Source organism: Streptomyces sp. NPDC001980, assembly GCF_040296885.1.
Taxonomy (GTDB): Bacteria; Actinomycetota; Actinomycetes; order Streptomycetales; family Streptomycetaceae; genus Streptomyces.
Window position 1 is genome coordinate 82,053 of record NZ_JBEOYD010000022.1, and the last position, 21,843, is coordinate 103,895.

A 21,843-nucleotide genomic window follows, 5' to 3' on the forward strand; every position below is an offset into this window, starting at 1 on the left:
GGAGGCACTCCTCATGCCGCTGCACAAAGGTCCCCAGAAGCACCAAGAGCGACCCATGTCCGTCAACCCGTTCTTCGGTGAGGCGAACCCGGTCGCCGGCATGGCCGAGGCCCCGCCCACGCACCGGCTGCCGGACGGCCCGCTGCCGCCCTCGACCGCGTACCAGCTGGTGCACGACGAGCTGATGCTGGACGGCAACGCCCGGCTGAATCTGGCCACTTTCGTCACCACCTGGATGGAGCCCCAGGCCGGGATCCTGATGGCGGAGTGCGACGACAAGAACATGATCGACAAGGACGAGTACCCGCGCACCGCCGAGCTGGAGCGGCGCTGTGTGGCGATGCTCGCCGACCTGTGGAACGCGCCGGATCCGTCGAACACCATCGGCTGTTCGACGACCGGCTCCAGCGAGGCCTGCATGCTGGCCGGGATGGCGCTGAAGCGGCGCTGGACGCAGCGCAACACCGACCGCTATCCGGGCACCGCCCGCCCGAATCTGATCATGGGCATCAACGTCCAGGTCTGCTGGGAGAAGTTCTGCAACTTCTGGGAGGTGGAGCCCCGGTTCGTGCCCATGGAGGGCGACCGCTACCACCTGGACGCGCAGGCCGCAGCCGACCTCTGCGACGAGAACACCATCGGGGTCGTCGCCATCCTCGGCTCCACCTTCGACGGGTCCTACGAGCCGGTCGCCGACCTCTGCGCGGCCCTGGACGCCCTCCAGGAGCGCACCGGCATCGACGTCCCGGTCCACGTGGACGGGGCGTCCGGCGGGATGGTCGCGCCCTTCCTCGACGAGGACCTGGTGTGGGACTTCCGCCTCCCGCGGGTGGCGTCGATCAACACCTCGGGGCACAAGTACGGGCTGGTCTACCCGGGCGTCGGCTGGGCGCTGTGGCGGGACAGGGAGGCGCTGCCCGAGGAGCTGGTCTTCCGGGTCAACTACCTGGGCGGCGACATGCCCACCTTCGCCCTCAACTTCTCCCGCCCCGGCGCCCAGGTGGTCGCGCAGTACTACACCTTCCTGCGCCTGGGCCGGGACGGCTACCGCGCGGTGCAGCAGGCGTCCCGGGACGTGGCGACCGAGCTCGCCGAACGCATCGAGGCGCTCGGCGACTTCCGGCTCCTCACCCGAGGCGACGAGCTGCCCGTGTTCGCCTTCACCACGGCCGACCACGTGACGGCGTACGACGTCTTCGACGTGTCCCGGCGGCTGCGCGAGAACGGCTGGCTGGTGCCCGCGTACACCTTCCCGGCGAACCGGGAGGACCTGTCCGTGCTGCGGGTGGTGTGCCGCAACGGCTTCTCGAAGGACCTGGCGGACCTGTTCATCGAGGACCTGTCCCGGCTGCTGCCCGGACTGCGCCGGCAGCCGCATCCGCTGACCCATGACAAGGACGCGGCCACCGGCTTCCACCACTAGGAGCTACGAGCCCTGTTCCAGCGCCACCAGCTCGAAGGCGGTCTTCCCGTCCAGCGACTCGCGGATGACGTCGGCGTGGCCCGCGTGCCGGGCGGTCTCGCGGATCAGGTGGAGGCAGACCCAGCGCATGGAAACCCGGCCCTCCGGCGGGAACCAGGGCTGCGGCGGGAGCGGGAAGGTGTCGTCGAGGCTGGGGACCGAGCGGATGAACTTCTCGGTCTCGGCGGCGACCTGCTCCCAGTACGCCAGCTGCGAGGCCACCGTCTCGTCGCCGACCAGCTGGAAGGTCTCGTGCCAGTTCGACTGGTCCCGCTCGATCGCCGGCGGCTCCTGCTTGGCGCGGGCGATCCAGCTCTGCTCGACCTCCGCGCAGTGCTTGAGCAGGCCCGCCAGGGACAGTTCGCTCGCGCTCGGCCTGCTCGCGGCCTGCTCGTCCGTCAGGCCGAGCAGCGCCCGGCGGATGCCGCCCCGCTGCTCCTCGATGAAGGAGAGCAGTGCTCCGCGCTCGTCGCCCTGTGCTTCCGCGGGAACGTGAGTGACCATGACCGGCCGCCTTTCCTCAGGTGGTGTTTCCCTGACACGACCGAAACTACGGGCCCTTTAGGACAGGTCGCGTCCTAAAGGGCCCGGGGTGCCGAGCTGTTTCGGCGGGCTTCCGGAAGCTCCTAGAACGGGAAGCCGCTCCGGCCGTGCTGTACCGAGATCCACTTCAGGGTGGTGAAGGACTCCACGGTCGTCTCGCCGTTCAGGCGGCCGATCCCGGAGTGCTTCTCGCCGCCGAAGGGGACGACGGGCTCGTCGTGGACGGTCCCGTCGTTGACGTGGAACATCCCGGTGTCGATCTGCTTGGCGAAGGCCACGCCCCGCTCGATGTTCCCGGTGTGGACGGCACCGCTGAGGCCGTAGGGGGTGTCGTTGACCAGGCGTACGGCCTCCTCCTCGCCGTCGAACGGGATGAGGAAGGCGACCGGGCCGAAGACCTCCTGGCGGAGCAGGTCGGAGTCGGCCGGGACGCCGGTGAGGACCGAGGGCTCGACCAGGTTGTCGGTGGTCGTGCCGCGCACCAGCGCGGTGGCGCCCTCGGCGACGGCCTGCTCGACCGTGGCCGAAATCGACTCCGCCTGCTGGGAGTTGATCAGCGGGCCGATCACGGTCTGCGGGTCGCTCGGGTCGCCGGCCTTGAGGGTCCTGACCTTGGCGACGAACTTCTCGGTGAACTCGTCCGCGATCGAGCGGTCGACCAGGACGCGGTTGGCGGCCATGCAGACCTGGCCCTGGTGGACGTACCGGCTGAACACCGCGGCGTCGACCGCGTAGTCGATGTCGGCGTCGTCGAGGACCACGATCGCGCTGTTGCCGCCCAGTTCGAGCACCGAGCGCTTGAAGAGCGAGGCGCAGACGGTGGCCACGTGCCGGCCGACCTTGTCGGAGCCGGTGAAGGAGATGACCTTGGGGACCGGGTGCTCGATGAAGGCGTCGCCGATCTCCGCGATGTCGGTGACGACGACGTTGAGCAGGCCGCCGGGCAGGCCCGCGTCCTCGAAGATCTTCGCGACCAGGGTGCCGCCGACGATCGGGGTGTTCTGGTGCGGCTTGAGGACCACCGCGTTGCCGAGCGCGAGCGCCGGGGCGACCGACTTGATCGACAGCAGGAAGGGGAAGTTGAAGGGGCTGATCACGCCCACCACACCGACCGGCACCCGGTAGACGCGGTTCTCCTTGCCGTCCACCGGGGAGGGCAGGATTCTGCCCTCGGGGCGCAGCGCCCACTGGATCGACTCGCGCAGGAACTCCTTGGCGAGGTGCAGCTCGAAGGCGGCCTTCAGATGTGTGCCGCCGAGCTCGGCGATGATCGCCTCGGTGATCTCCGCGTCCCGCTCCTCGATGAGGCGCAGGGCCTTCTCGAAGACGGCGCGGCGGGCGTAGGGATTGGTGGCGGCCCACTGCTTCTGGGCGCGCGCGGCGGCCTGATAGGCCTGATCTATCTCCTCGACCGCGGCTATGGTGATCGACGCGAGCTTCTCACCGTCGTACGGGTTGAAGTCGATGATGTCCCAGGAACCGGTCCCCGGGCGCCACTCACCGTCGATGTACTGCTGGGCCAGGTCGGTGAAATAGGACGACATGTGATCCCTCGATCCCCTGCTGCGACGGCAGTCGATGCGGACACCCGGTCCACATCCACATCACGGTCTGATCACGCGTCATCGTACTTGCGTCACAGGGCAGTTGGGGCATCAGTTCGATGATCTAGGGGAATCCCCTGGTGCATCGATATATCTACGACAGCCGCGACAGATGTCTATGACAGCTGGAGCAGCCCGCGCAGCAGGTCCCGGCTCTCGTCCGGTCCCGGGCTGTCCTGCTGGAGTTCCTTGAGTGCCTGCTCGTACTGGGCGACGTCCTCGCGCTTGTCGAGGTAGAGGGCGCTGGTGAGCTGCTCCAGGTAGACCACGTCGGACAGGTCCGACTCGGGGAAGCTCAGGACGGTGAACGAGCCGCCCTCCCCGGAGTGCCCGCCGAAGCTGAACGGCATGATCTGCAGCCGTACGTTGGGCCGCTCGGAGATCTCGACGAGGTGCTGGAGCTGGCCGCGCATCACCTCGCGGTCGCCGTAGGGGCGGCGCAGGGCGGCCTCGTCGAGGACGATGTGGAAGTCGGGTGCGTTCTCGGCCACCAGGTACTTCTGCCGCTCCAGGCGCAGCGTGACCCGCCGCTCGACGTCGGCCTCACCGGCCCCCTTCATACCGCGCCGCACCACCGCGCGCGCGTACTCCTCGGTCTGCAGCAGGCCGTGGATGAACTGCACCTCGTAGGCGCGGATCAGATGCGCCGCGCCCTCCAGGCCGACATAGGTGGGGAACCAGGTCGGCAGCACGTCCGAGTAACTGTGCCACCAGCCGGCCACGTTGGCCTCCCGGGCGAGGGAGAGGAGCTGTTCGCGCTCGGCCTCGTCGGTGATGCCGTACAGCGTCAGCAGGTCTTCCACGTCCCTGGTCTTGAAGCTCACCCGGCCCAGCTCCATGCGACTGATCTTCGACTCGGACGCACGGATCGAGTACCCCGCGGCTTCCCGGGTGATCCCCCGGGCCTCGCGCAGCCGCCTGAGTTGCGAACCGAGCAGCATTCGCCGCACCACCGATCCGGGCTCTCCCGCGCTCACGTTCGCCAGCCTCCCCAACCGTCTTCAGGGCCCGCAGTCTGCCACTAAAACACTCCGAGCAGTACTCGTCCGGTTACGGAAACGGCAAGCGGCCAAAGTTTAAGCACAGGAACTTGCAAGCAGGTAGTAAGCCAAGGGCAGCAAGTTGGCGGAAAAAATGGCCAACAAGCGGTACGGGAGGGTCCAATTCGGTCGCGTGCACGTGCATCTGCCCTTGCATCTGCTGTGCGCATCCGAAACCATGGTCCCGCGCCACCGCTGCATCGCAACGACCGCGAATTCCCGGGAGTGCCTCGCATGGGGACGAATGGATCGACCATGCTCAAGCCATTACGGCAGGGCCTTCCGCCGCTTGATCCAGCGGCCGTGTCCAATGCCGCCTCCTGTGCCCTGCCCGCCCGCTACGAAGCGGTGCGCGAGGCCCGCCTGTTCACCCGGAGAACGCTCGGCCAGTGGGACGTCGGCGACCGCTTCGACGACATCTGTCTCGTCGTCTCGGAGCTCGTCACCAACGCCCTGCGGCACGCGGTGCCCGGCGAGACCGACTGCCTCGCGGCCCCGCAGGCGCCGGCGGTGCGGCTGCACCTGATGCGGTGGACCGGACGGCTGGTGTGCGCGGTGCGCGACCCCAGCCACGAGACGCCCGTCCCGCGCGACTCCGACGACTTCTCGGCGGAGTCGGGCCGCGGGCTGTTCCTGGTCGACTCGTTCAGCGACGGCTGGGGCTGGCACCCGCTGGCGGGCACCCTCAGCGGCAAGGTCGTGTGGGCGCTGTTCCGGCTGCAGGCCGCCGAATGACGGACCCGGCGTCTTCGGACGCCGGGTTTCTACGCGCGTTACCCGCAGGTTATGCACCGAACGCACCGAGTTGCCCCGGATACGGCCGCCGTCAGCTCGTGATCAGGTGGTCGAACTCGCCGTCCTTGACACCGAGGAGCATCGCCTCGATCTCGGCGCGCGTGTAGACGAGCGCGGGCCCGTCCGGGAAGCGCGAGTTTCGGACCGCCACGTCGCCGCCCGGCAGCCGGGCGAACTCCACGCAGGAACCCTGCGAGTTGCTGTGCCTGCTCTTCTGCCAGGCGACTCCGTCCAGCTGCGTGGCAGCCATGCCGTTGTACACGTCAAACCCCCCGTACACGCCGTCAACGTCGAGGTCCACAGGTCGCTCCCCGGTGGTGCACTAACTGGCTGATGTGACCATTGATGCAGCGGTCAACTGACCCGGATCATAACCTTGTTCACGTGCAGATGCATGAGCAGATGCACGTGCACGCGGGGTGTTCCTGCGGTTACAGCTTTGACGTCCGCTTTACCCAACCCGTTCCAGCGTCTGCCCCAGACTCCGCAGGACATGCGACCGCCAGCCCCCGTTCATGATCGCGCGCCGTCATCTGCGCGGGATCGCCCGGATCGAATCCTTCATGCACAAAGAAAAGACGCACACCCCGGCCCCCGTGTTCCAGCACCCGTGTGATGGTCCGGTGAGCGAGATTGACCGGATCGGGATCGGACCACCGGACGGACGGCGTCCACTGCCTGTCGTAGGCGAGAACCTGCACGTCGACGACGCGACAGAGGCCGGTGCGCGGTCATGCGACGGCCGCGCACCGGCCTCTTTGACGTTCCCCGTTGAGCTACGCCGATCGAGCTACGACGATCGAGCTACGCCGGCTGAGCTACGACGGCTGAAACACGACGAGTCATCGCGTGGTTCCGTACGGCAGCAGTGCCATCTCCCGCGCGTTCCTGATCGCCCTCGCCAGCAGCCGCTGCTGCCGGGCGGAGACGCGGGTGACGCGTCGGCTGCGGATCCTGCCGCGGTCGGAGACGAACTTCCGCAGCAGGTCGGTGTCCTTGTAGTCGATGTACGTCACCCCTGCCCGGTCCAGCGGGTTGGGCCGGCTCTGCACAGGCTTGCGGTCGGTCTTGCGGGGCATCGGGTCAGGCCTCCAGGAGGGTGTCGAAGGCGGGCGGCAGCCGTTTCCAGGCGGCGCGCCCGGCGGCATACTCGGCGTCGGTCAACAGGCAGGACTCCAGCAGCCGTTCGAGCCCGTCGCGGTCGAGCCCGGGGGACGTGAAGACCAGGTGCTGGCAGCAGTCGCCGTGCTCCGGGTGCCAGTCGAGGGCGGCGGCGGCCCGGCGTACGGGCGGGACCAGGTCCCAGGCCGCGTCCGGGAGGGAGGCGAGCCAGGGCCCCGCGCTCTCCACGCACAGGGCGCCGCCCGCCGCGTCCCAGTGCAGCAGCACGTCGGGCTTGTCGGCGAGCCAGAACCGGCCCCGGCTGCGGGCGGCCGCGCAGGTCAGGTCCTCCAGGGCGGCGTACAGCCGCTCGGGGTGGAACGGCCGCCTGCGGTGCCACACCAGCGTGGCGACGCCGTGGCCGTCGGCTTCGGCGGGGAGCAGCGCACAGGCCGGGTGCTGGGCGGCCGCGGCCGCCTCGACGTCGAAGCCGGCGAGGGCGGCCCGGGCCAGCGCGCCCGCGGCGCCCGCCAGGTCCCCGGGGTGGCCGCCCGGGAGGGGGACCTGGCGGGCTGTCGGGTGGAGCTGCGCGAGCAGCTCGCGGTCCTCGTCGTCGGCCTCCGGGGAGTCGAGGACGGCGAGGACGGGGGCGTACTCCAGCTGCCGGGCGAAGGTGTCGGCGACCGTGCGCCGGTCGGTGGCGGCCGCGGCGAGCCCGGCGTCGGCGAGATCGTCACCGTTGCCGAGGTACGGCAGCAGCAGCGCCGGGTCGACGGCGGTGATCACGCCGGTGACGGTGAGCCCGCCCGCGACGACGACCTCGGTCATCGCCTTGGGCTCGACGGAGTCCCACAGCTCGACGATCGCGAGCCGGGTGGCGCCGTCGGCGGCGAGCCGCCGCAGCTCGGGCACCAGGTCCTCGCGCAGGGCGCAGCACGCGCAGTCGTCGACCAGCGGCGTCTCACCGGTGGACAGCAGGCCGCCGGCGTCCCGGACCGTCCGTACGACCGTCCCGTCGGCGGCCGTGGCGAGGTCGTGGTGGAGTACGACACTTCCCGGGACGTCGGCGAGCAGCCGGGCGACGGCCTGCCTGCGGGCGTCGCCGTGCAGCCCGCCGACGATCACGACGGGGAGCGGGGCGGAAGGGCGCGGGGCGGAAGGGGGCAGGACGGAAGAGGGCATCAGCCGTGCTTTCCGTACCGTCGCTCGAAGCGCTCCACGCGCCCGGCGGTGTCCAGGACGCGGGCGGTGCCGGTGTAGAAGGGGTGGCTGACGTTCGAGATCTCGACGTCGACCACCGGGTAGGTCCGGCCGTCCTCCCACTCGACCGTCTTCCCGGTCCCCTCCGCGCCCGCCAGCGTCGAGCGGGTGAGGAAGGCGTGGTTCGCGGCCCGGTCACGGAACACGACGGGCCCGTAGGCGGGGTGGATTCCCTTGCGCATGGCGGCGGTTCAGCGCTCCTCTCGGAAGTCGACGTGCCGGCCGGCGACCGGGTCGAACTTGCGCAGGGTCATGCGGTCCGGGTCGTTGCGGCGGTTCTTGCGGGTCACGTAGGTGTAGCCGGTCCCTGCGGTGGACCGGAGCCTGATCACCGGGCGGAGTTCGTTGCGTGCCATGACTGGTAGCTTACTGAAAATGAATTCCATTAGCATCTGCTTCTGGGCCTCCCAGACGAGAGAGGTACGTCACCATGTCCGCCCACTGCATGCTGACCGGCGCCCAGCCCGGCTTCGGCAACCGGATCTCCCACTCCCACCGGCGGACCTCCCGCCGCTTCGACCCCAACATCCAGACCCGGCGCTACTGGCTGCCGAGCGAGAACCGGCAGGTACGGCTCCGGCTGAGCGCACGTGCCGTGAAAACCGTCGACACGATCGGCGTGGAGGCGGCCGTGGCCCGCATCCGCACGCGGGGCGTGAAGGTCTGACGGGGGCGAGGCACCGATATGGCGAAGAAGAGCAAGATCGCGAAGAACGAGCGGCGGCAGGAGGTCGTCGCGCGGTACGCCGCCCGCAGGGCCGAACTGAAGGAGATCCTCCGGCGGCCGTCCTCGACCGGGGCGGAGCGCCTCGCCGCGGGTCGTGAGCTGCGCGGGCAGCCGCGCGACGCGAGCGCCACGCGCGTGCGCAACCGCGACCAGGTGGACGGCCGTCCTCGCGGTTACTTCCGTGCGTTCGGCCTGTCCCGGGTGAATCTGCGGGACCAGGCCCACAGCGGATACCTACCTGGCGTACGCAAGTCCTCCTGGTGAGTGCTGGTAGCTTGCCGCTGTCGTCCGGGCGGCCGGGCGGCCGACCCCTAGAGCTCGGGAGCGTTGCGGTGACCACCACGGCTACGGCGAGTACGGCTACGACGCGCGGGGAGACGGCGTCGGCGGAGACCGCTCCGGCGGGGACTGCTTCCGCGGCGACCGCTGCTGCGCGGACGGCTGCGGCGACCGCCCGGCCGGCTCTGCGGATCGTGGCCGCCGCCGCGGGGATGGTGGGCGCGCTCGCGCTGACCGCGTGCAGCGGCGGCGGCGGGTCCGGCAGCGACTCCTCGGCCACCCCGTCGGGCACGTCGTCCGCCGGCGCCACCGCCACGTCCGGTTCGGACGGCTCCACGGCCTCCTCCGACGCGCTGCAGGGCAGCTGGATCACCACGAGCGGCGGCAAGATCGTCGCACTGGTCGTCACCGGCAAGCAGGCCGGGCTCTTCGAGACCGGCGGTGCCGTGTGCAGCGGGACCGCCGGGGAGGAGGCCGGGATGCGGATGATCCATCTCACCTGCACGGACGGCAGCAAGAACCGGGTCACCGGAATGGTGGACTCGGTCAGCAAGAGCGGCATGAAGGTCACCTGGTCCGGAAAATCGGGCGAGGAGATCTACACCAGGGCGGAGGGCGGCAAGCTGCCGACGGGGCTGCCGACGGCGAGCCTTGGGCAGTAGGGCCCGGTAGGGCCGTGTCCGACCGCCGTGCGGCGTGTTCCCGGCGGCCTGCGCGGGGCGGCGGGAACGCGCCGGGATGGGTCCGGAAGCGGGGGCGGGCGCGCGGCGCCCGGGCCGGGGCGTGATGATGCTGGGACACCGTCACGACCTCGATGGGGATCTGCACATGCGCGCCATTCCGCTCACCGTCACCGCCGTCACCACCGTCGCCGCCGCCCTCGCCCTGACCGCCTGCAATGACGGCGGCTCGGGCTCCAGCGGCAAGAACAGCTCGGCCTGCGAGATCGGCACGGTCTCCGTCCAGGTCGGCTCCGCGAGCGTCGCGCCGGCCGCGGGGGACACCGGTGAGGTGCCGGTGAGCATCACCAACCAGAGCGCGCCGTGCACGCTGGACGGCTTCGCCGGCGTCACGCTGAAGGCGGGCGGTACGTCGGCGACGGTCGCCGCGCAGTCGGGCGCGAAGAGCGAGAAGATCAAGCTCGCCAAGGGCGACTCCGCGACGTTCTCGATCAGCTACGTGCGCGGCAAGGACGGCGACAAGGCAAGCCTCGCGGCCACCTCGCTGACGGTGTCCCTGCCGGGGAGCGACGCGACGGAGAGCTTCCCGTGGAAGTACGGGGCGGTGGCGGGCAAGGGGACGGCGGAGAAGCCGAACGCTGCGGTGGGGGCGTTCCAGCAGGCGGGGGACTGATCCGGGGGCGGGGCGGGGCAGTGCGGTTGCGGTTCGGCCGACCGCCGGTGGGGGGTTCTCGCGCAGTTCCCCGCGCCCCTGACGGGGTGCGTTGCGGCTCAGGGGAGTTGGGTGTGTGAGTGGACCTGGGCCTGGTCGGCTGCTCTGGTGCCCTCTGTCCAGCCGACCTCGTCGGTGACTCCGCGCAGGCGGGTCGTGGTGGTATCCGGGAACATCTGCTCCATGCGGTCGGTCACGGCCAGCTCTCTCGTGGCCAGGACCGGGAGCAGGTCCCGGGGCGACTCGGTGTCGGCCACGGCCGACCGGGCGGCTGCTCTGAGGCGGTCGCCGACCCGGTGGGCGTAGGCCGCCAGGAAGGACTGGCGGAAGGTCTTCGTACGCTTGCGGCCGCCCGCCCGCTGCGCCGCCTCCGCCTTCGTCATCGCGTGCGTGGCCTGCACCAGCAGCGAGGTGTGGAGCAGTTCGACCGCCGCCAGGTCCGCCTCGAAGCCGACGACCGTGGAGAAGGCCAGCGGCTCGTTCCACACCGCGCGGCAGTGGTTGGCCGTGGCGACCGCGTCCAGCAGCACCGCCTTGGCCTGCTCGTAGGGCGGCTCGACGCCGATCCGGCAGGCACCCGGCGCGTCCGGCGCGGTCGCACCCGCGGCGAGCAGCGCCTCGTCCACGCTGTGCCGGGCCATCAGTTCCTGCGCCTTGGCGCTGAGCGCCTCCGCCTCCTCCGGAAAGCCGGTCGCCTCGGCCTTGGCGAGCAGCGCGCGGATCCGGGCGAGCATGCGGGACTCCGGGCGGTGCGCGGCCGCAGCGGGTCGGGGCTCGTCGAGGGGCTCCAGGGCGGGCAGCCGCAGCAGCAGGCGGTAGAGCTCCAGGACGGCGGTGGCCTGCGAGAAACGGTCGCCCACGCGTGCGTGGCCGTCCGTCTCAGGCAGCGCGTCGAGCTGCGCCCGCCAGCGGGGGCCGCGCGGCCGGTCGTCCGGTGCCTGTGCCCGGATCAGCCCGGCGGCGAGCCGGAGGTGGGGGTCGTCCAGCTCGCGCCGCACCAGCCGTACGACGTCGGCGGGCTGCCAGCCGCGCCGCCAGGCCGCCGCGACGAACTCGCGGCCTCGGTGCGCGAGTTCGGCGTCGGCGCTCGAGTCGGCCGCGAGGAGGGACGCACCCGTGTCGAGGCCGGAGTCGGTGTCGTCGTACAGCGCGCTCTGGAAGGCTCGGTCGACGGTGCTGGGCTGGCTGCTGGTCACGTGTCGATCGTGCCACGCGGCACGGACAGTGGTCCGCGGCCGTCCACACCCTGTGGATAAGTGCCCGCTCCGCTGTCGCCGGGCGTCCCCTGCCGTCAAAGTGTCAACCGAAGGTTGACAGGGATCATGTGTCAACCTAGGGTTGACACATGGCTACCGACCCGAACATCACGGCATCCGTACGCCTCGACGACCTCATCGCGGCGATCAAGAAGGTGCACCCCGAACCCCTCGACCAGCTCCAGGACGCGGTGATCGCCGCCGACCACCTGGGCGATGTGGCCGACCACCTGATCGGGCACTTCGTCGACCAGGCCCGGCGCTCGGGCGCGTCCTGGTCCGAGATCGGCAAAAGCATGGGCGTGACCCGGCAGGCGGCGCAGAAGCGCTTCGTGCCGAAGGAGTCCGCCGCCCTCGACCCCGGCCAGGGCTTCGACCGCTACACCCCGCGCGCGCGGAACGTGGTGATGGCGGCCCACAACGAGGCGCTCGCGGCCCGCAACCCCGAGGGCCGCCCCGAGCACCTGGTCCTCGGCCTGCTGGCCGAACCGGACGGCATCGCGGCGAAGGCGATCCTCGCGCAGGGCGTCCTGCTCGACACCGTGCGCCAGGCGGCGACGGCCGCCCTGCCGCCGGCCTCGGACGACATCCCCGACCTCGTCCCCTACGGCCCGGAGGCCAAGAAGGTCCTCGAACTCACCTTCCGCGAGGCCCTCCGCCTCGGCCACAACTACATCGGCACCGAACACCTGCTGCTGGCCCTCCTGGAACACGAGAACGGCGACGGCGTCCTCAGCGAACTGGGCATCACCAAGCCGACGGCCGAGGAGTACATCGCCAAGGTGCTGGGGCTGCTGCTGGAACAGAAGAAGGCCGCGGCCGAGCCGAAGCGGGGTGAGGCGGGCTGAAAGGCCCGTCAGAGCACTGAATCCCCAGTTCAGAGCGATTGTCAGTGGTGGGTGCCACACTCGCAGCATGACCGACCGGTGGGCTCTCGCTCCGGCCGAGGACGGTGGCGTGGACGTCGCCCCCCTCGGTCCGGACGGGCTGCCCGCCGGGCCGGTGCGGCGGGAGCCCGATCTCGCCGGGGCGGTCAGGGGCCGCCCGGAGGTAACGCGCTGGGTGTGGCGGTCGACCGCCGAGGTCTACCCGCGTCTGCTCGCCACGGGGGTGCGAGTAGAGCGGTGCTACGACATCGAGGACGCCGAGACACTTCTGCTGGGCCACGAGGGACGGTCCGGCGAGCCGCACTCGGCCGCCGCCGCCCTGGCCCGCCTCCGCGGCGGCCCCGTACCGCCCGACCCGCCGCAGCGCGCGGCCGAGCCGGGCGCGCAGTCCCCGCTGTTCGAGCCGCAGGGCGCCGCCCGCCTGACGCTCGACGAGCTCCTCGCGGTCTACGCCGAGCAGCAGCGCCGGCACGACCGGGCCGAACACCCGGACCGGATGCGGCTGCTGACCGCCGCCGAGTCGGCGGGAATGCTGATCGCCGCCGAGATGAACGGCGCGGGCGTGCCCTGGAGCGCCGAGGTCCACCGCGAGGTGCTGCGCGAACTGCTCGGCGAGCGGTACGCGGGCGGCGGCGAGCCGCGCCGGCTGGCCGAGCTGGCCGACGAGGTCTCGGCCGCGTTCGGCAGGCGGGTCCGCCCGGATCTGCCGGCCGATGTGATCAAGGCCTTCGCCCAGGCCGGGATCAAGGTGAAGTCCACCCGCCGCTGGGAGCTCTCGGACATCGATCATCCGGCCGTGAAACCACTCCTCGAATACAAGAAGCTGTACCGGATCTGGGTGGCGCACGGCTGGACCTGGCTCCAGGACTGGGTACGCGACGGCCGTTTCCGGCCCGAGTTCCACGCGGGCGGTACGGTCACCGGGCGCTGGGTGACCAACGGCGGGGGCGCGCTGCAGATCCCCAAGGTGATCCGCCGGGCCGCGGTCGCCGCCCCCGGCTGGCGGCTGGTCGTGGCCGACGCCGACCAGATGGAACCGCGCGTGCTGGCGGCGATCTCCCGCGACCCCGGACTGATGGAGGTCGCCGCGCGGGAGACCGACCTCTACCAGTCCGTCTCCGACCGCGCCTTCTCCGGTGACCGCGCGCAGGCCAAGCTCGCCGTCCTCGGCGCGGTCTACGGCCAGACCTCGGGTGACGGACTGAAGAACCTGGCCGCGCTCAGACGCCGTTTCCCCAAGGCGGTGGCCTACGTCGACGAGGCGGCGCGGGCGGGCGAGGAGGGCCGGCTGGTGCGCACCTGGCTGGGCCGTACCTGTCCGCCGGCGACCGGTGCGGGCGACGGCACCGACGAGGCGGGGATGCCCCAGGAGGAGCCGGAGGAGCAGGCGGCCGAGGGCTGGGTGCCGGGGTACGCCTCCACCAACTCCCGGGCCAGAGGCCGCTTCGCGCGCAACTTCGTGGTCCAGGGCAGCGCCGCCGACTGGGCCCTGCTGATGCTCGCGGCGCTGCGCAGGACCTGCACGGGCCTGGCGGCCGAGCTGGTCTTCTTCCAGCACGATGAGGTGATCGTGCACTGCCCCGAGGAGGAGACCGAGACGGTCGTGGCGGCGATACGGGAGGCGGCCGACCTGGCCGGACGGCTGACGTTCGGGCAGACGCCGGTGCGGTTCCCGTTCACGACGGCGGTGGTGGAGTGCTATGCCGACGCGAAGTGATCACTCGGGTCGGTCGGATCGGTCGGGTCGGTCACCGGGGGCCAGCAGGGTGCGCAGCTCGGCGAGGACGTCCGGCTCGTCCGTGCCGTCCAGAGCGGTGAGGGCCGCGCGCCAGACGTCGTACGCCTCGCCGGTGCGCCCCTGCTCACGCAGGAGCAGACCGAGTTGGTGGCGGGCGAGACCGCCGCTGTAGCGGTCGGCGCGGGCGTCGGCCCGGCGCAGGAGTTCGGCGCACTCATGGTGGGCGCGCTCGGTCCGGCCGAGGGCGCGCAGCGCGCGGACCAGACCGAGCCGGGTCTGGGACTCGCCGTGCCAGTCGCCGTGGCCGCCGAGGATGCGCAGGCTCTCCTCGAAGTGCGCGGCGGCGGCCGCCGGTTCGCCGAGACGGAGATGGGCGTAGCCGATGTTGCAGTGCGCCGAGTGCTGCAGGATGACGGCGCCGATCGCATCCCCGATCGCGAGGGAGCGCCGGTGCTGCTCGATGGCTGCGCGCGGGTCGGTGTGCTCGTAGAGGTTGCCGAGATGGCTGTGGGTGACGGCCTCGCCGTAGGGGTCGTTCAGCTGCCGGGAGTGGTCCAGGCTCTGCCGCAGTGCCTCGCCCGACTCGTCGTACCGGCCGAGCCCCTCAAGGAGCAGCCCCCGGTTGTTCAGGCCGCGCCGGATCCAGGACACCACGCCCAGCCGCCGCCACAGGGCCAGCGCCCCGTCGGTCAGGGCGAGGGCCTCCCGCTGGCGGCCGGTGAGGAAGCGCAGGCCGGCGAGGTCGCCCAGGGCGTAGGCCTCGGCGGGCTCGTCACCGAGGCGCCGGGCGGCGGCCAGGGCGGCGGTGCCGAGCACCTCCATCTCGGCGACCCGGCCGCTGCGCAGCACGTAGGGGTAGAGGAGACGGACGAGCGTGGAGAGGTAGGCGCTGATCCGCACGTCGGCGGTGTCGGCGTACCGCTCCACCAGGGCGACGATGTTCTCCAACTCCATGTCGCCCCAGGCGAAGGCGTGCTCGGCGCATTCGAAGGACGGCAGGGCGGCGGTGTACGGCTGGTGTTCGGGGGGCTGGGCGGTGGTGGGCCGGCGGCGGTCTCCCCGGTCGAGTCCTGGTTCGAGGATCGCGAGGAGGGCACGTTCGGCGACGGCGGCGAACCAGCGCAGGGCGGTGAGAGCGGCCTCGGTGCGGTCAGTGCCGTCGGTGCCGCCAGTGCGACCGCTGCCGTCGATCCCGTCGATCCCGTCGGTCCCGTCGGCCAGCTCGCGGGCAAAGTCCCGTACCAGGTCGTGCGGGGTGTAGCGGCCGTATGCGGTCTCCTCCAGCAGGGCGACGTCGACCAGGCGGTCCAGGGCGGCCTCGGCGCGGCGTTCGTCGGTGCCGGTGAGCCGGGCGATCAGGGGGGCGCCGTAGGTGGGCAGATCGAGGGCGCCGAGGTGGCGCAGGACGAGGGCGGCGTCGCGGTCGGGGGCGCGGTCGGAGCCGGCGAGGGCGTCATGGGCGACGGCGAGGGAGCGCCGGACGCTCAGGTCGTCGTATTCCAGGTGGTGCAACCTGTCCTCGGTGGCGGCCAGTTGACCGGCCAGCACCTCGGGGGTGAGCGCGCGGCGGGCGGCCAGCCGGGCGGCCACCACGCGCAGGGCGAGCGGGAGCCGTCCGGTGAGGCCGACGAGCGGGTGACCGGCGTCGATCTCCGCACGCCCGCTGACCGCACGCAGCAGCGCCGCGCTGTCCTCGCCGGTCAGCGGCCCGAGCGGGAAGCGGCGGGCGCCGTCGAGCGCGGTGAGCGGCGAACGGCTGGTGACGATCACCGCGCAGCCGGGGCCGGCGGGGAGCAGCGGCCGCACCTGGGCGGCGTTCGCGGCGTCGTCGAGGAGCAGCAGGGTGCGGGTCGGCGCGAGCAGGGAGCGCAGCAGAGCGGCGGCCGCGTCCGGGTGTTCGGGGATGTGCCGGGGGTCGGCGCCGAGGTCCCGCAGCAGCGCGGCGAGCGCCTGGCCGGGGGTGAGCGGGGGCATGCCGGGGGTGGCGCCGTGCAGGTTGACGTAGAGCTGGCCGTCGGGGAAACGATCCCGCAGCTGATGCGCCACGTGCAGCGCGAGTGCGCTCTTGCCGACGCCGGCCATGCCGGTGAGTACGGCGACGGCGGAGGTGGGGGCGGCCGTGGCCTCGGCTTCGCCTTCGGCCTTCGTGTTTCCACCCGCACCACCCGTCACGGTCTCTTCGTCGGGTGCGGGTGGCCCCTGTGGGGCGGATTCGCCGTCGGCGGCCGGGGGCGGACGGGCCCCGGTGCGGTCGGGGGCAAGGAGTGGCGGGGTGAGGGTGTGGGTCAGTTCTTCGCCGGTGGCGGTACGGCCGGTGAAGTGGGCGGGGGGCGGGGGAAGTTGGGCGGGGCGGGGGGACGCCGGGAGGTCGTCGCGCGTAGAACCGGGGGTGACGGGGCCGGGCGGGACGGGCTCCGGTCGGTCATCGGTGCCTTCGGCGTTCGGCCGACGGCCCGTCGACGCGCCCCTCGGGGGCGCGGGGAACTGCGCGACCGGCCACAACGCACCCGCACCCGCCCCACCGCCCAAGGCCCCCTCGTCAGGCAGCCCTTCATCCGACGCGCCCTCGTCAGTCGGCCCCTCCCCCACCCCACCGCTCCCCCGCAGCACCTCCACATGGGCCCGGCGCACCGCCGGGCCGGGCTCGATGCCGAGTTCCTCTCGCAGGCGGTTGCGCAGGTCGCGGTGGACGGCGAGGGCCTCGGCCTGCCGGCCGCCGCGGTGGAGGGCGAGCATCAGCTGGCGGTGATAGGTCTCGCGGAGCGGATACTCCGCGACGAGCGCGGCCAACTCCGGTACGACGCCGCCCAGCCGGGCTCCGCCGAGGGCGAGCTCCGCGTCGTAGCGCCACTCCAGGAGCAGCAGCCGGGCCTCCTCCAGGCGCTGCACGAAGGCGAAGCCGCCGAGTTCGGCGGGGAGGCCGCCGAGCGGGCTGCCACGCCAGAGCGCGAGCGCGTCGGCGCAGGCGCGCAGCACCGGCGCCCACTCCCGCCGCCCGTGCGCCGCGCGCGCCTGGGCCACCCGGGCGTCGAACACGTCGACGTCCAGTTCACCGTCGTCGACACGCAGCAGGTACCCGGGCGGTACGGCCCGCAGCCGCTCCGGGTCGTCGAGGAGCCGGCGCAGCCGGGTGACGTGGTTGTGCAGCGAGGCGCGCGCCGACACCGGGGGCGCCCCGCCCCACAGCGCCTCCCTCAGCGACTCGACGGAGACGACCCGCCCGGCCTCCAGGAGCAGCGCGGCGAGCAGCGCGCGCACCTTGGGGCTGCCGATGGGGCGTACGTCGGCCGCGTCGTAGAGAACCGGAGGTCCCAGCAGTCCGAACCGCAGCTCGTGCCGCCGCATCACTCCGCCCCTCGCCTCCCCGCACGGCGGAGGTGCCCGCCGGTCCTGGATCCTGGCGGAATTGCACCCCGTCGGGGACGAGTTCCCGCCACCTTCTCTGCGCCGGTCGGAACCGGAATCCGCTGGGTTTCCGGCCTGCCCCCCGGAGTCGTACGACGGCTTCGCGCCAACCGGTTCGCGACCTCCGGGAGAACCGCTGGCCACATGTTAGCGATCCGTTGGCGAGTCCTGATGTGATCTTCGCATCGGATCGGGTCCGACGGCGCACGCGTGGATCGCGTAACTCGGGGGAGTGTCGCCGCAGGCCCGGGTCCGGGGACGCGAGAGGGTTCCGGTCGGCGGAGGTGATCGACCGGGGCCCTCGTCGCGTCTCCCGACCGGACTACGGGATTCCCAGCGTCCGAGCCTCCCCTGTCCCCCGGTCCACGGCTCCCCGACCGCCCGGCTCCACGTCTCCACAGCTCCCCGGCTCCCCGGCTCCCCGGCTCCCCGGCTCCCCGGCTCCCCGGCTTCAGATGACGGGTGGGCGCCCGAGCCGCGTGAGCCGCCAGACCGTGCGCCAGCGCATGGGGCGGCGCTCCCCGGCCGGCTCGCGCAACCCCTCGGCGAAGCCGGCGAACCAGGCCCGCAGGCCGCCCGTCGAACGGGTGCGCAGGAGCGTGATCAGTATCCAGACGCCGAGGTGGACCGGGATGAGCGGCAGGGGCAGCCGACGGCGGGTCAGCCAGACGCGGTTGCGGGCGGTGACCCGGAAGTAGACGGCGTGCCGGGCGGGCGAGGTCCGCGGGTGCTGGAGGAGCAGTTCGGGCGCGTAGAGGATCCGCCAGCCGGCGTCGGCGGCCCGCCAGGCGAGGTCGGTCTCCTCGTGCGCGAAGAAGAACTCGGCGGGCCAGTCACCGGTCTCGGCGAGCATGGCCATCCGCAGGGCGTGGCCGCCGCCGAGGAACCCCGTGACGTAACCCCCGCGCATGGGGTCGGCGTTGCCGACCCGCGGCACGTGCCGCCGCTGGGTCACGCCGCGCTCGTCCGCGATACGGAAGCCGACGATGCCGAGGCAGGGGTCGGCGGCGAACAGATCCCGTACCTGCCGGAACACCTCGACGTCGACGAGCAGGCCGTCGTCGTCCAGTTCGACAACGACGTCCACGTCGCCGAACGCGCGCAGGGTGGCGAGGGCGACGTTGCGGCCGCCGGGGCAGCCGAGGTTGTCCTCGACGTCGACGATGGTGACCTCCCCGGGCAGGTCGAGGCGGCGGGCGAACTCGGACAGCCGGCAGCCGTTGCCGACGATCACGATGCGGTCGGGGGCGAGGTCCTGCTTGGCGACGGACCTGAGCAGAGCGTCGACTTCGTCGGGCCGGTTCCCCATGGTCACCACGGCGACCCCCAGCCTCGGCTCCGCCATGCCCCTCACCTCATCCGGCCGACGGCGGTGCCCGCGTCCCGACCGAGAGACACTCGCCGTTAACCAAGATGTTGCCTCACGTGCGGCCGTAGTCCTGGCTTCGGTTTAGTTTGCAGCCCTTTTACAGGGTTTTTCCCTGGGGAGGACGAACCTCGGCTCCGGCGATGCGTTCGGACAGCCCCGCATCCCGGCGTCCGCCACGAGATCCGGTCCGGGCACTGTTCCGCTCATCGAGGCCGCCGGCCGACGCGCACGGTGCGGCGGCGCCGTCTCCCCGGCGGACCCCGTCGCGGACCGCTTCGGCCGAGGGGCTGGCAGCAAGACGTCAGAGCGCGATCGCCGCTTATTTCCCGCGCCGTTGATGTGTTTGGCTCCGGAGAGTTACCTGGCAGCCGATGATTCCGAGGGACGCGCGATGGAAAAGTACGGCGAGACCCTGTTCTCTCTCGACGAGGACGAGGAGGTCCGGCTGCGACTGCTCGGCGAGGTCTTCGACCCCCTCGACCTCTCACTGCTCGACCGGGTGCCGGAACCCCGGCTCCGCCGGCTGGTGCACGACGTCACCACCGACCCGTTCCCGGAGAACTCCTTCGACGTCATCCACGCACGGCTGTTCAGCGCCGGTGCACGGAGTTCAGATCCACCGTCAGGAGCTGCAGCGCCGCCTCGTGCGGCGAACGCACCCTGGAGCACCAGGGAGACGCCGAGCATCGTGCGGGGCGGGACTTTCTGCAGGATGCGCGGACCGACGGTGCCGGCGACGATCTGGCCCACGCCGATGCCGAGCAGCACCAGGCCGGCGACCATCGAGGACAGACCGAGCACGTTCTGGACGTACAGGCCGGTGAAGAAGATCAGCGCGGTCTCGCCGCCGAAGATGAACAGAGCGGCGAGGTTGCCGCAGGCGATGTCGGGCTTCTTGAGGATCTTCACGGGTACCAGGGCGTCGGCCGTACGGCTCTCGACGGCCCAGAGGACGCCGAGCAGGACGGCGGCCGCGATCAGCGAGCCGCCCGCGGCCGCATCGAGTCCCTCCTCACCGATGCGGGTGACACCGTAGATCCCGGCGAACAGGCCCAGGGTGATCAGCAGCGCGCCGGGCAGGTCGATGCGGCTGCGCTGCTCCGCCCGGCTCTCGTCGACGACGAGCGGCACCACGACGATCGCCGCGACGGCCACGGGAATGTTGATGAAGAAGGCCCAGCGCCACGAGAACACGTCCGTGAGGACACCGCCGAGGATCGCGCCGACGCTGAAGCCGGAACTCATCATCACGCTGTTGAGGCCCAGCGCCCGGGTACGCAGGCCGGGCTCGGTGAAGGAGGTCGTCAGCAGGGCGAGCGCGGCGGGCGTGACGGCGGCGGCGGCCAGACCCTGCAGCGTACGGGCGGCCAGCAGCATCGCGGGGGAGTCGGCGAGGCCGCCGACGAGCGAGGACGCGGTCAGCACGACCATCCCGGCGGTGAAGATCCGCCGACGTCCCACGTAGTCACCGACCCGTCCGAAGACCAGCGTGCACCCGGCGGCGCACAGCGCGAACATCGTGGTGATCCACTGCAGGCTGCCCGTCGAGAACCCCAAGGACGTGCCGACCTCGGGCAGCGCGACGTTCAGCACGGAGAAGTCGGCGGCCATCATGAACTGCGACGCCAGCAGCACCACCAGGGCTGCGAGGGCCTCCGGCCCGCTGCCCTCGATGGGCTCCGAAGCCGACAGGGCGGACACTCCGCGGTTCAGTCAGCCAAGACTGTTGCCCCACAGAGATGTGTCGGTGCTCTTGAGGCTGGGGACGCCGCCATACGTGCCGCCGTCGGCGGTGACGAGCGGGGCGGAGAGTTGGTCTTCCAGAATTCCGTCGCGGACCCGCACGATGGTGCTCTCGTGGTCGGTCTTGCCGGGCTTGAACGTCTTCCCGTCGATCGCTGCCTTCAGGTAGTACAGGGCGTACTTGGCGTAAAGGTCGACCGGCTGGGACACGGTGGCGTCGATTTTGCCGTCGGAGATGGCCTTGAGCTCCCTGGGGATGCCGTCGTTGGAGACGACGAACACGTGCTTCGGGTCCTTCGGGCCGACCAGCAGCCCCTGCTGCCTGAGCACCTGGAGCGTGCCGGAAAGGGCGAAGCTGGCCTGCATGTAGATGCCCTTGGTGTCCGGGTGGGCGGTCAGGTCGGTCTGGAGCTTCTGCTCGGCGACGTCCTCGTCCCAGTTGGTGACCTCTCCGAACACCTTGATGTCCGGGTAGTTCACCTTCATGCATGCGTTGAACCCCTCGGTGCGGTCACGGCCGTTGATCGAGGAGAGGTCGCCCTGGAGCATCACGACCTTGCCCTTGCCGCCCAGCTTGGTGCCCAGGTACTTGCATGCCTTCTCGCCATAGGCGCGGTTGTCGGCGCGGACCACCATGTAGACCTTGCCGATGTCGGGGCGGGTGTCGATGGTGACGACCGGGATCTTCGCCGCCTGCAACTGCGCCAGGATCGGCGCGATGGCAAATGTGCTCTGCGGGGCCATCGCGATGCCCTTGACGCCCTGGAGGATGAATGTCTGCGCGTTGGCGGCGAGCTTGGCGACATCGTTCTGCGAGTTGGCGGTCTGGAGCGAGAGGCCGAGTTGCTTGGCGTACTCCGGCGTGTACTTGATGTACGCGTTCCAGAAGTCGGTGTCGGAGCGCGGATAGTCGACGCCGACCAGCGGCTTGCCGCCGCTCGACGTGGCCGTGCTGTCGGAGCCGCCGCTGCAGGCGCTGAGCACCAGTGCGGAGAGGGCGGAAGCAGTGGCACAGAGGACGGGTCTGGGCCTCATCAGTACTTTCCTCGCGCTGGGTCCCGAAGCGCCTGCCGTCTGCCCCTCGGAAGGGCTGGCTGTGAATCCCAGCTCACTCGGACCATGGAATGGTGGCGGGCTCACATGGCCGGCAGACACATGCCACCCGGCCGACACCAAATTGTCTCTTTATTCAATATACCTGTGACAGGATTCCATTCCTAACTAGTCATTTACCCTCGCATG

At 71.3% G+C, this 21,843-nt stretch carries 21 protein-coding genes; 8 read left to right on the plus strand and 13 right to left on the minus strand.

The features are described from left to right. The first annotated feature begins 13 nt into the window (after positions 1-13). Positions 14-1,423, plus strand: a complete 1,410-nt coding sequence (gad, locus tag ABT137_RS29825) for a glutamate decarboxylase (RefSeq protein WP_351714204.1) — start codon at positions 14-16, stop codon at positions 1,421-1,423. A 3-nt stretch (positions 1,424-1,426) separates the two neighbouring features. Here the strand turns inward: gad and ABT137_RS29830 are convergent, their stop codons facing one another. The 3 genes from ABT137_RS29830 to ABT137_RS29840 form a co-directional block, all read right to left on the minus strand. Then, complete coding sequence (locus ABT137_RS29830) at positions 1,427-1,966, minus strand: DinB family protein (RefSeq protein WP_351714205.1); 540 nt, start codon at positions 1,964-1,966, stop codon at positions 1,427-1,429. Between the two features lie 122 nt (positions 1,967-2,088). Then, complete coding sequence (locus ABT137_RS29835) at positions 2,089-3,549, minus strand: aldehyde dehydrogenase family protein (protein ID WP_351714206.1); 1,461 nt, start codon at positions 3,547-3,549, stop codon at positions 2,089-2,091. Positions 3,550-3,725: 176 nt separating this feature from the next. After that, positions 3,726-4,562 (minus strand): Sco1979 family transcriptional regulator, encoded by an 837-nt coding sequence (locus ABT137_RS29840; protein ID WP_502984594.1) that lies wholly within the window; start codon positions 4,560-4,562, stop codon positions 3,726-3,728. A gap of 321 nt (positions 4,563-4,883) precedes the next feature. Here ABT137_RS29840 and ABT137_RS29845 point away from each other — a divergent pair, with 321 nt between their 5' ends. Next, positions 4,884-5,384: an ATP-binding protein gene (locus ABT137_RS29845; protein ID WP_351714207.1), complete on the plus strand. Its 501-nt coding sequence runs from the start codon at positions 4,884-4,886 to the stop codon at positions 5,382-5,384. Positions 5,385-5,475: 91 nt separating this feature from the next. Here the strand turns inward: ABT137_RS29845 and ABT137_RS29850 are convergent, their stop codons facing one another. The 5 genes from ABT137_RS29850 to rpmG all read right to left on the minus strand — a co-directional run bounded on the left by ABT137_RS29850 (position 5,476) and on the right by rpmG (position 8,161). Continuing rightward, positions 5,476-5,745: a DUF397 domain-containing protein gene (locus tag ABT137_RS29850; protein ID WP_177232996.1), complete on the minus strand. Its 270-nt coding sequence runs from the start codon at positions 5,743-5,745 to the stop codon at positions 5,476-5,478. 541 nt (positions 5,746-6,286) lie between these two features. Next, positions 6,287-6,523 carry a 30S ribosomal protein S18 gene (gene rpsR / locus ABT137_RS29855; protein ID WP_351714208.1) on the minus strand — a complete coding sequence of 79 codons (237 nt, stop codon included), beginning with the start codon at positions 6,521-6,523 and terminating at the stop codon, positions 6,287-6,289. Between the two features lie 4 nt (positions 6,524-6,527). Continuing rightward, positions 6,528-7,727: a CobW family GTP-binding protein gene (locus ABT137_RS29860; RefSeq protein WP_351714209.1), complete on the minus strand. Its 1,200-nt coding sequence runs from the start codon at positions 7,725-7,727 to the stop codon at positions 6,528-6,530. Further along, positions 7,727-7,987 carry a type B 50S ribosomal protein L31 gene (locus ABT137_RS29865; RefSeq protein WP_351714210.1) on the minus strand — a complete coding sequence of 87 codons (261 nt, stop codon included), beginning with the start codon at positions 7,985-7,987 and terminating at the stop codon, positions 7,727-7,729. Before ABT137_RS29865 ends, ABT137_RS29860 begins: the two co-directional genes overlap by 1 nt. Before the next feature lie 9 nt (positions 7,988-7,996). Next, entirely contained in the window at positions 7,997-8,161 is a 165-nt protein-coding gene (rpmG, locus tag ABT137_RS29870) for a 50S ribosomal protein L33 (RefSeq protein ID WP_217556043.1), read from the minus strand. A 74-nt stretch (positions 8,162-8,235) separates the two neighbouring features. Here rpmG and rpmB point away from each other — a divergent pair, with 74 nt between their 5' ends. From rpmB to ABT137_RS29890, 4 genes are all read left to right on the plus strand, one after another. Then, complete coding sequence (gene rpmB / locus ABT137_RS29875) at positions 8,236-8,472, plus strand: 50S ribosomal protein L28 (protein ID WP_351714211.1); 237 nt, start codon at positions 8,236-8,238, stop codon at positions 8,470-8,472. 18 nt (positions 8,473-8,490) lie between these two features. Then, on the plus strand, positions 8,491-8,796 hold the full coding sequence (rpsN, locus tag ABT137_RS29880) for a 30S ribosomal protein S14 (protein ID WP_351714212.1): 306 nt from the start codon (positions 8,491-8,493) through the stop codon (positions 8,794-8,796). Between the two features lie 227 nt (positions 8,797-9,023). Beyond that, positions 9,024-9,473: a hypothetical protein gene (locus ABT137_RS29885; protein ID WP_351714265.1), complete on the plus strand. Its 450-nt coding sequence runs from the start codon at positions 9,024-9,026 to the stop codon at positions 9,471-9,473. Between the two features lie 166 nt (positions 9,474-9,639). After that, entirely contained in the window at positions 9,640-10,164 is a 525-nt protein-coding gene (locus tag ABT137_RS29890) for a DUF4232 domain-containing protein (protein ID WP_351714213.1), read from the plus strand. A 98-nt stretch (positions 10,165-10,262) separates the two neighbouring features. On the opposite strand, the gene ABT137_RS29895 is transcribed toward ABT137_RS29890, so the two are convergent. Next, complete coding sequence (locus tag ABT137_RS29895) at positions 10,263-11,399, minus strand: DUF2786 domain-containing protein (protein WP_351714214.1); 1,137 nt, start codon at positions 11,397-11,399, stop codon at positions 10,263-10,265. 149 nt (positions 11,400-11,548) lie between these two features. On the opposite strand from ABT137_RS29895, the gene ABT137_RS29900 reads away from it, so the two are divergent. Together ABT137_RS29900 and ABT137_RS29905 are read left to right on the plus strand one after the other, a co-directional pair. Then, positions 11,549-12,307 carry a Clp protease N-terminal domain-containing protein gene (locus tag ABT137_RS29900; protein WP_351714215.1) on the plus strand — a complete coding sequence of 253 codons (759 nt, stop codon included), beginning with the start codon at positions 11,549-11,551 and terminating at the stop codon, positions 12,305-12,307. Positions 12,308-12,374: 67 nt separating this feature from the next. After that, positions 12,375-14,063 (plus strand): bifunctional 3'-5' exonuclease/DNA polymerase, encoded by a 1,689-nt coding sequence (locus tag ABT137_RS29905; RefSeq protein ID WP_351714216.1) that lies wholly within the window; start codon positions 12,375-12,377, stop codon positions 14,061-14,063. On the opposite strand, the gene ABT137_RS29910 is transcribed toward ABT137_RS29905, so the two are convergent. From ABT137_RS29910 to ABT137_RS29925, 4 genes are all read right to left on the minus strand, one after another. Continuing rightward, positions 14,064-17,429 carry an AfsR/SARP family transcriptional regulator gene (locus tag ABT137_RS29910; protein ID WP_351714217.1) on the minus strand — a complete coding sequence of 1,122 codons (3,366 nt, stop codon included), beginning with the start codon at positions 17,427-17,429 and terminating at the stop codon, positions 14,064-14,066. It abuts the gene before it with no gap. A 511-nt stretch (positions 17,430-17,940) separates the two neighbouring features. Next, positions 17,941-18,834, minus strand: a complete 894-nt coding sequence (locus tag ABT137_RS29915; RefSeq protein ID WP_351714218.1) for a glycosyltransferase family 2 protein — start codon at positions 18,832-18,834, stop codon at positions 17,941-17,943. 381 nt (positions 18,835-19,215) lie between these two features. Then, positions 19,216-20,559 (minus strand): MFS transporter, encoded by a 1,344-nt coding sequence (locus ABT137_RS29920; RefSeq protein ID WP_351714219.1) that lies wholly within the window; start codon positions 20,557-20,559, stop codon positions 19,216-19,218. A 12-nt stretch (positions 20,560-20,571) separates the two neighbouring features. Further along, entirely contained in the window at positions 20,572-21,636 is a 1,065-nt protein-coding gene (locus tag ABT137_RS29925) for a sugar ABC transporter substrate-binding protein (RefSeq protein ID WP_351714220.1), read from the minus strand. Positions 21,637-21,843: the final 207 nt, after the last annotated feature.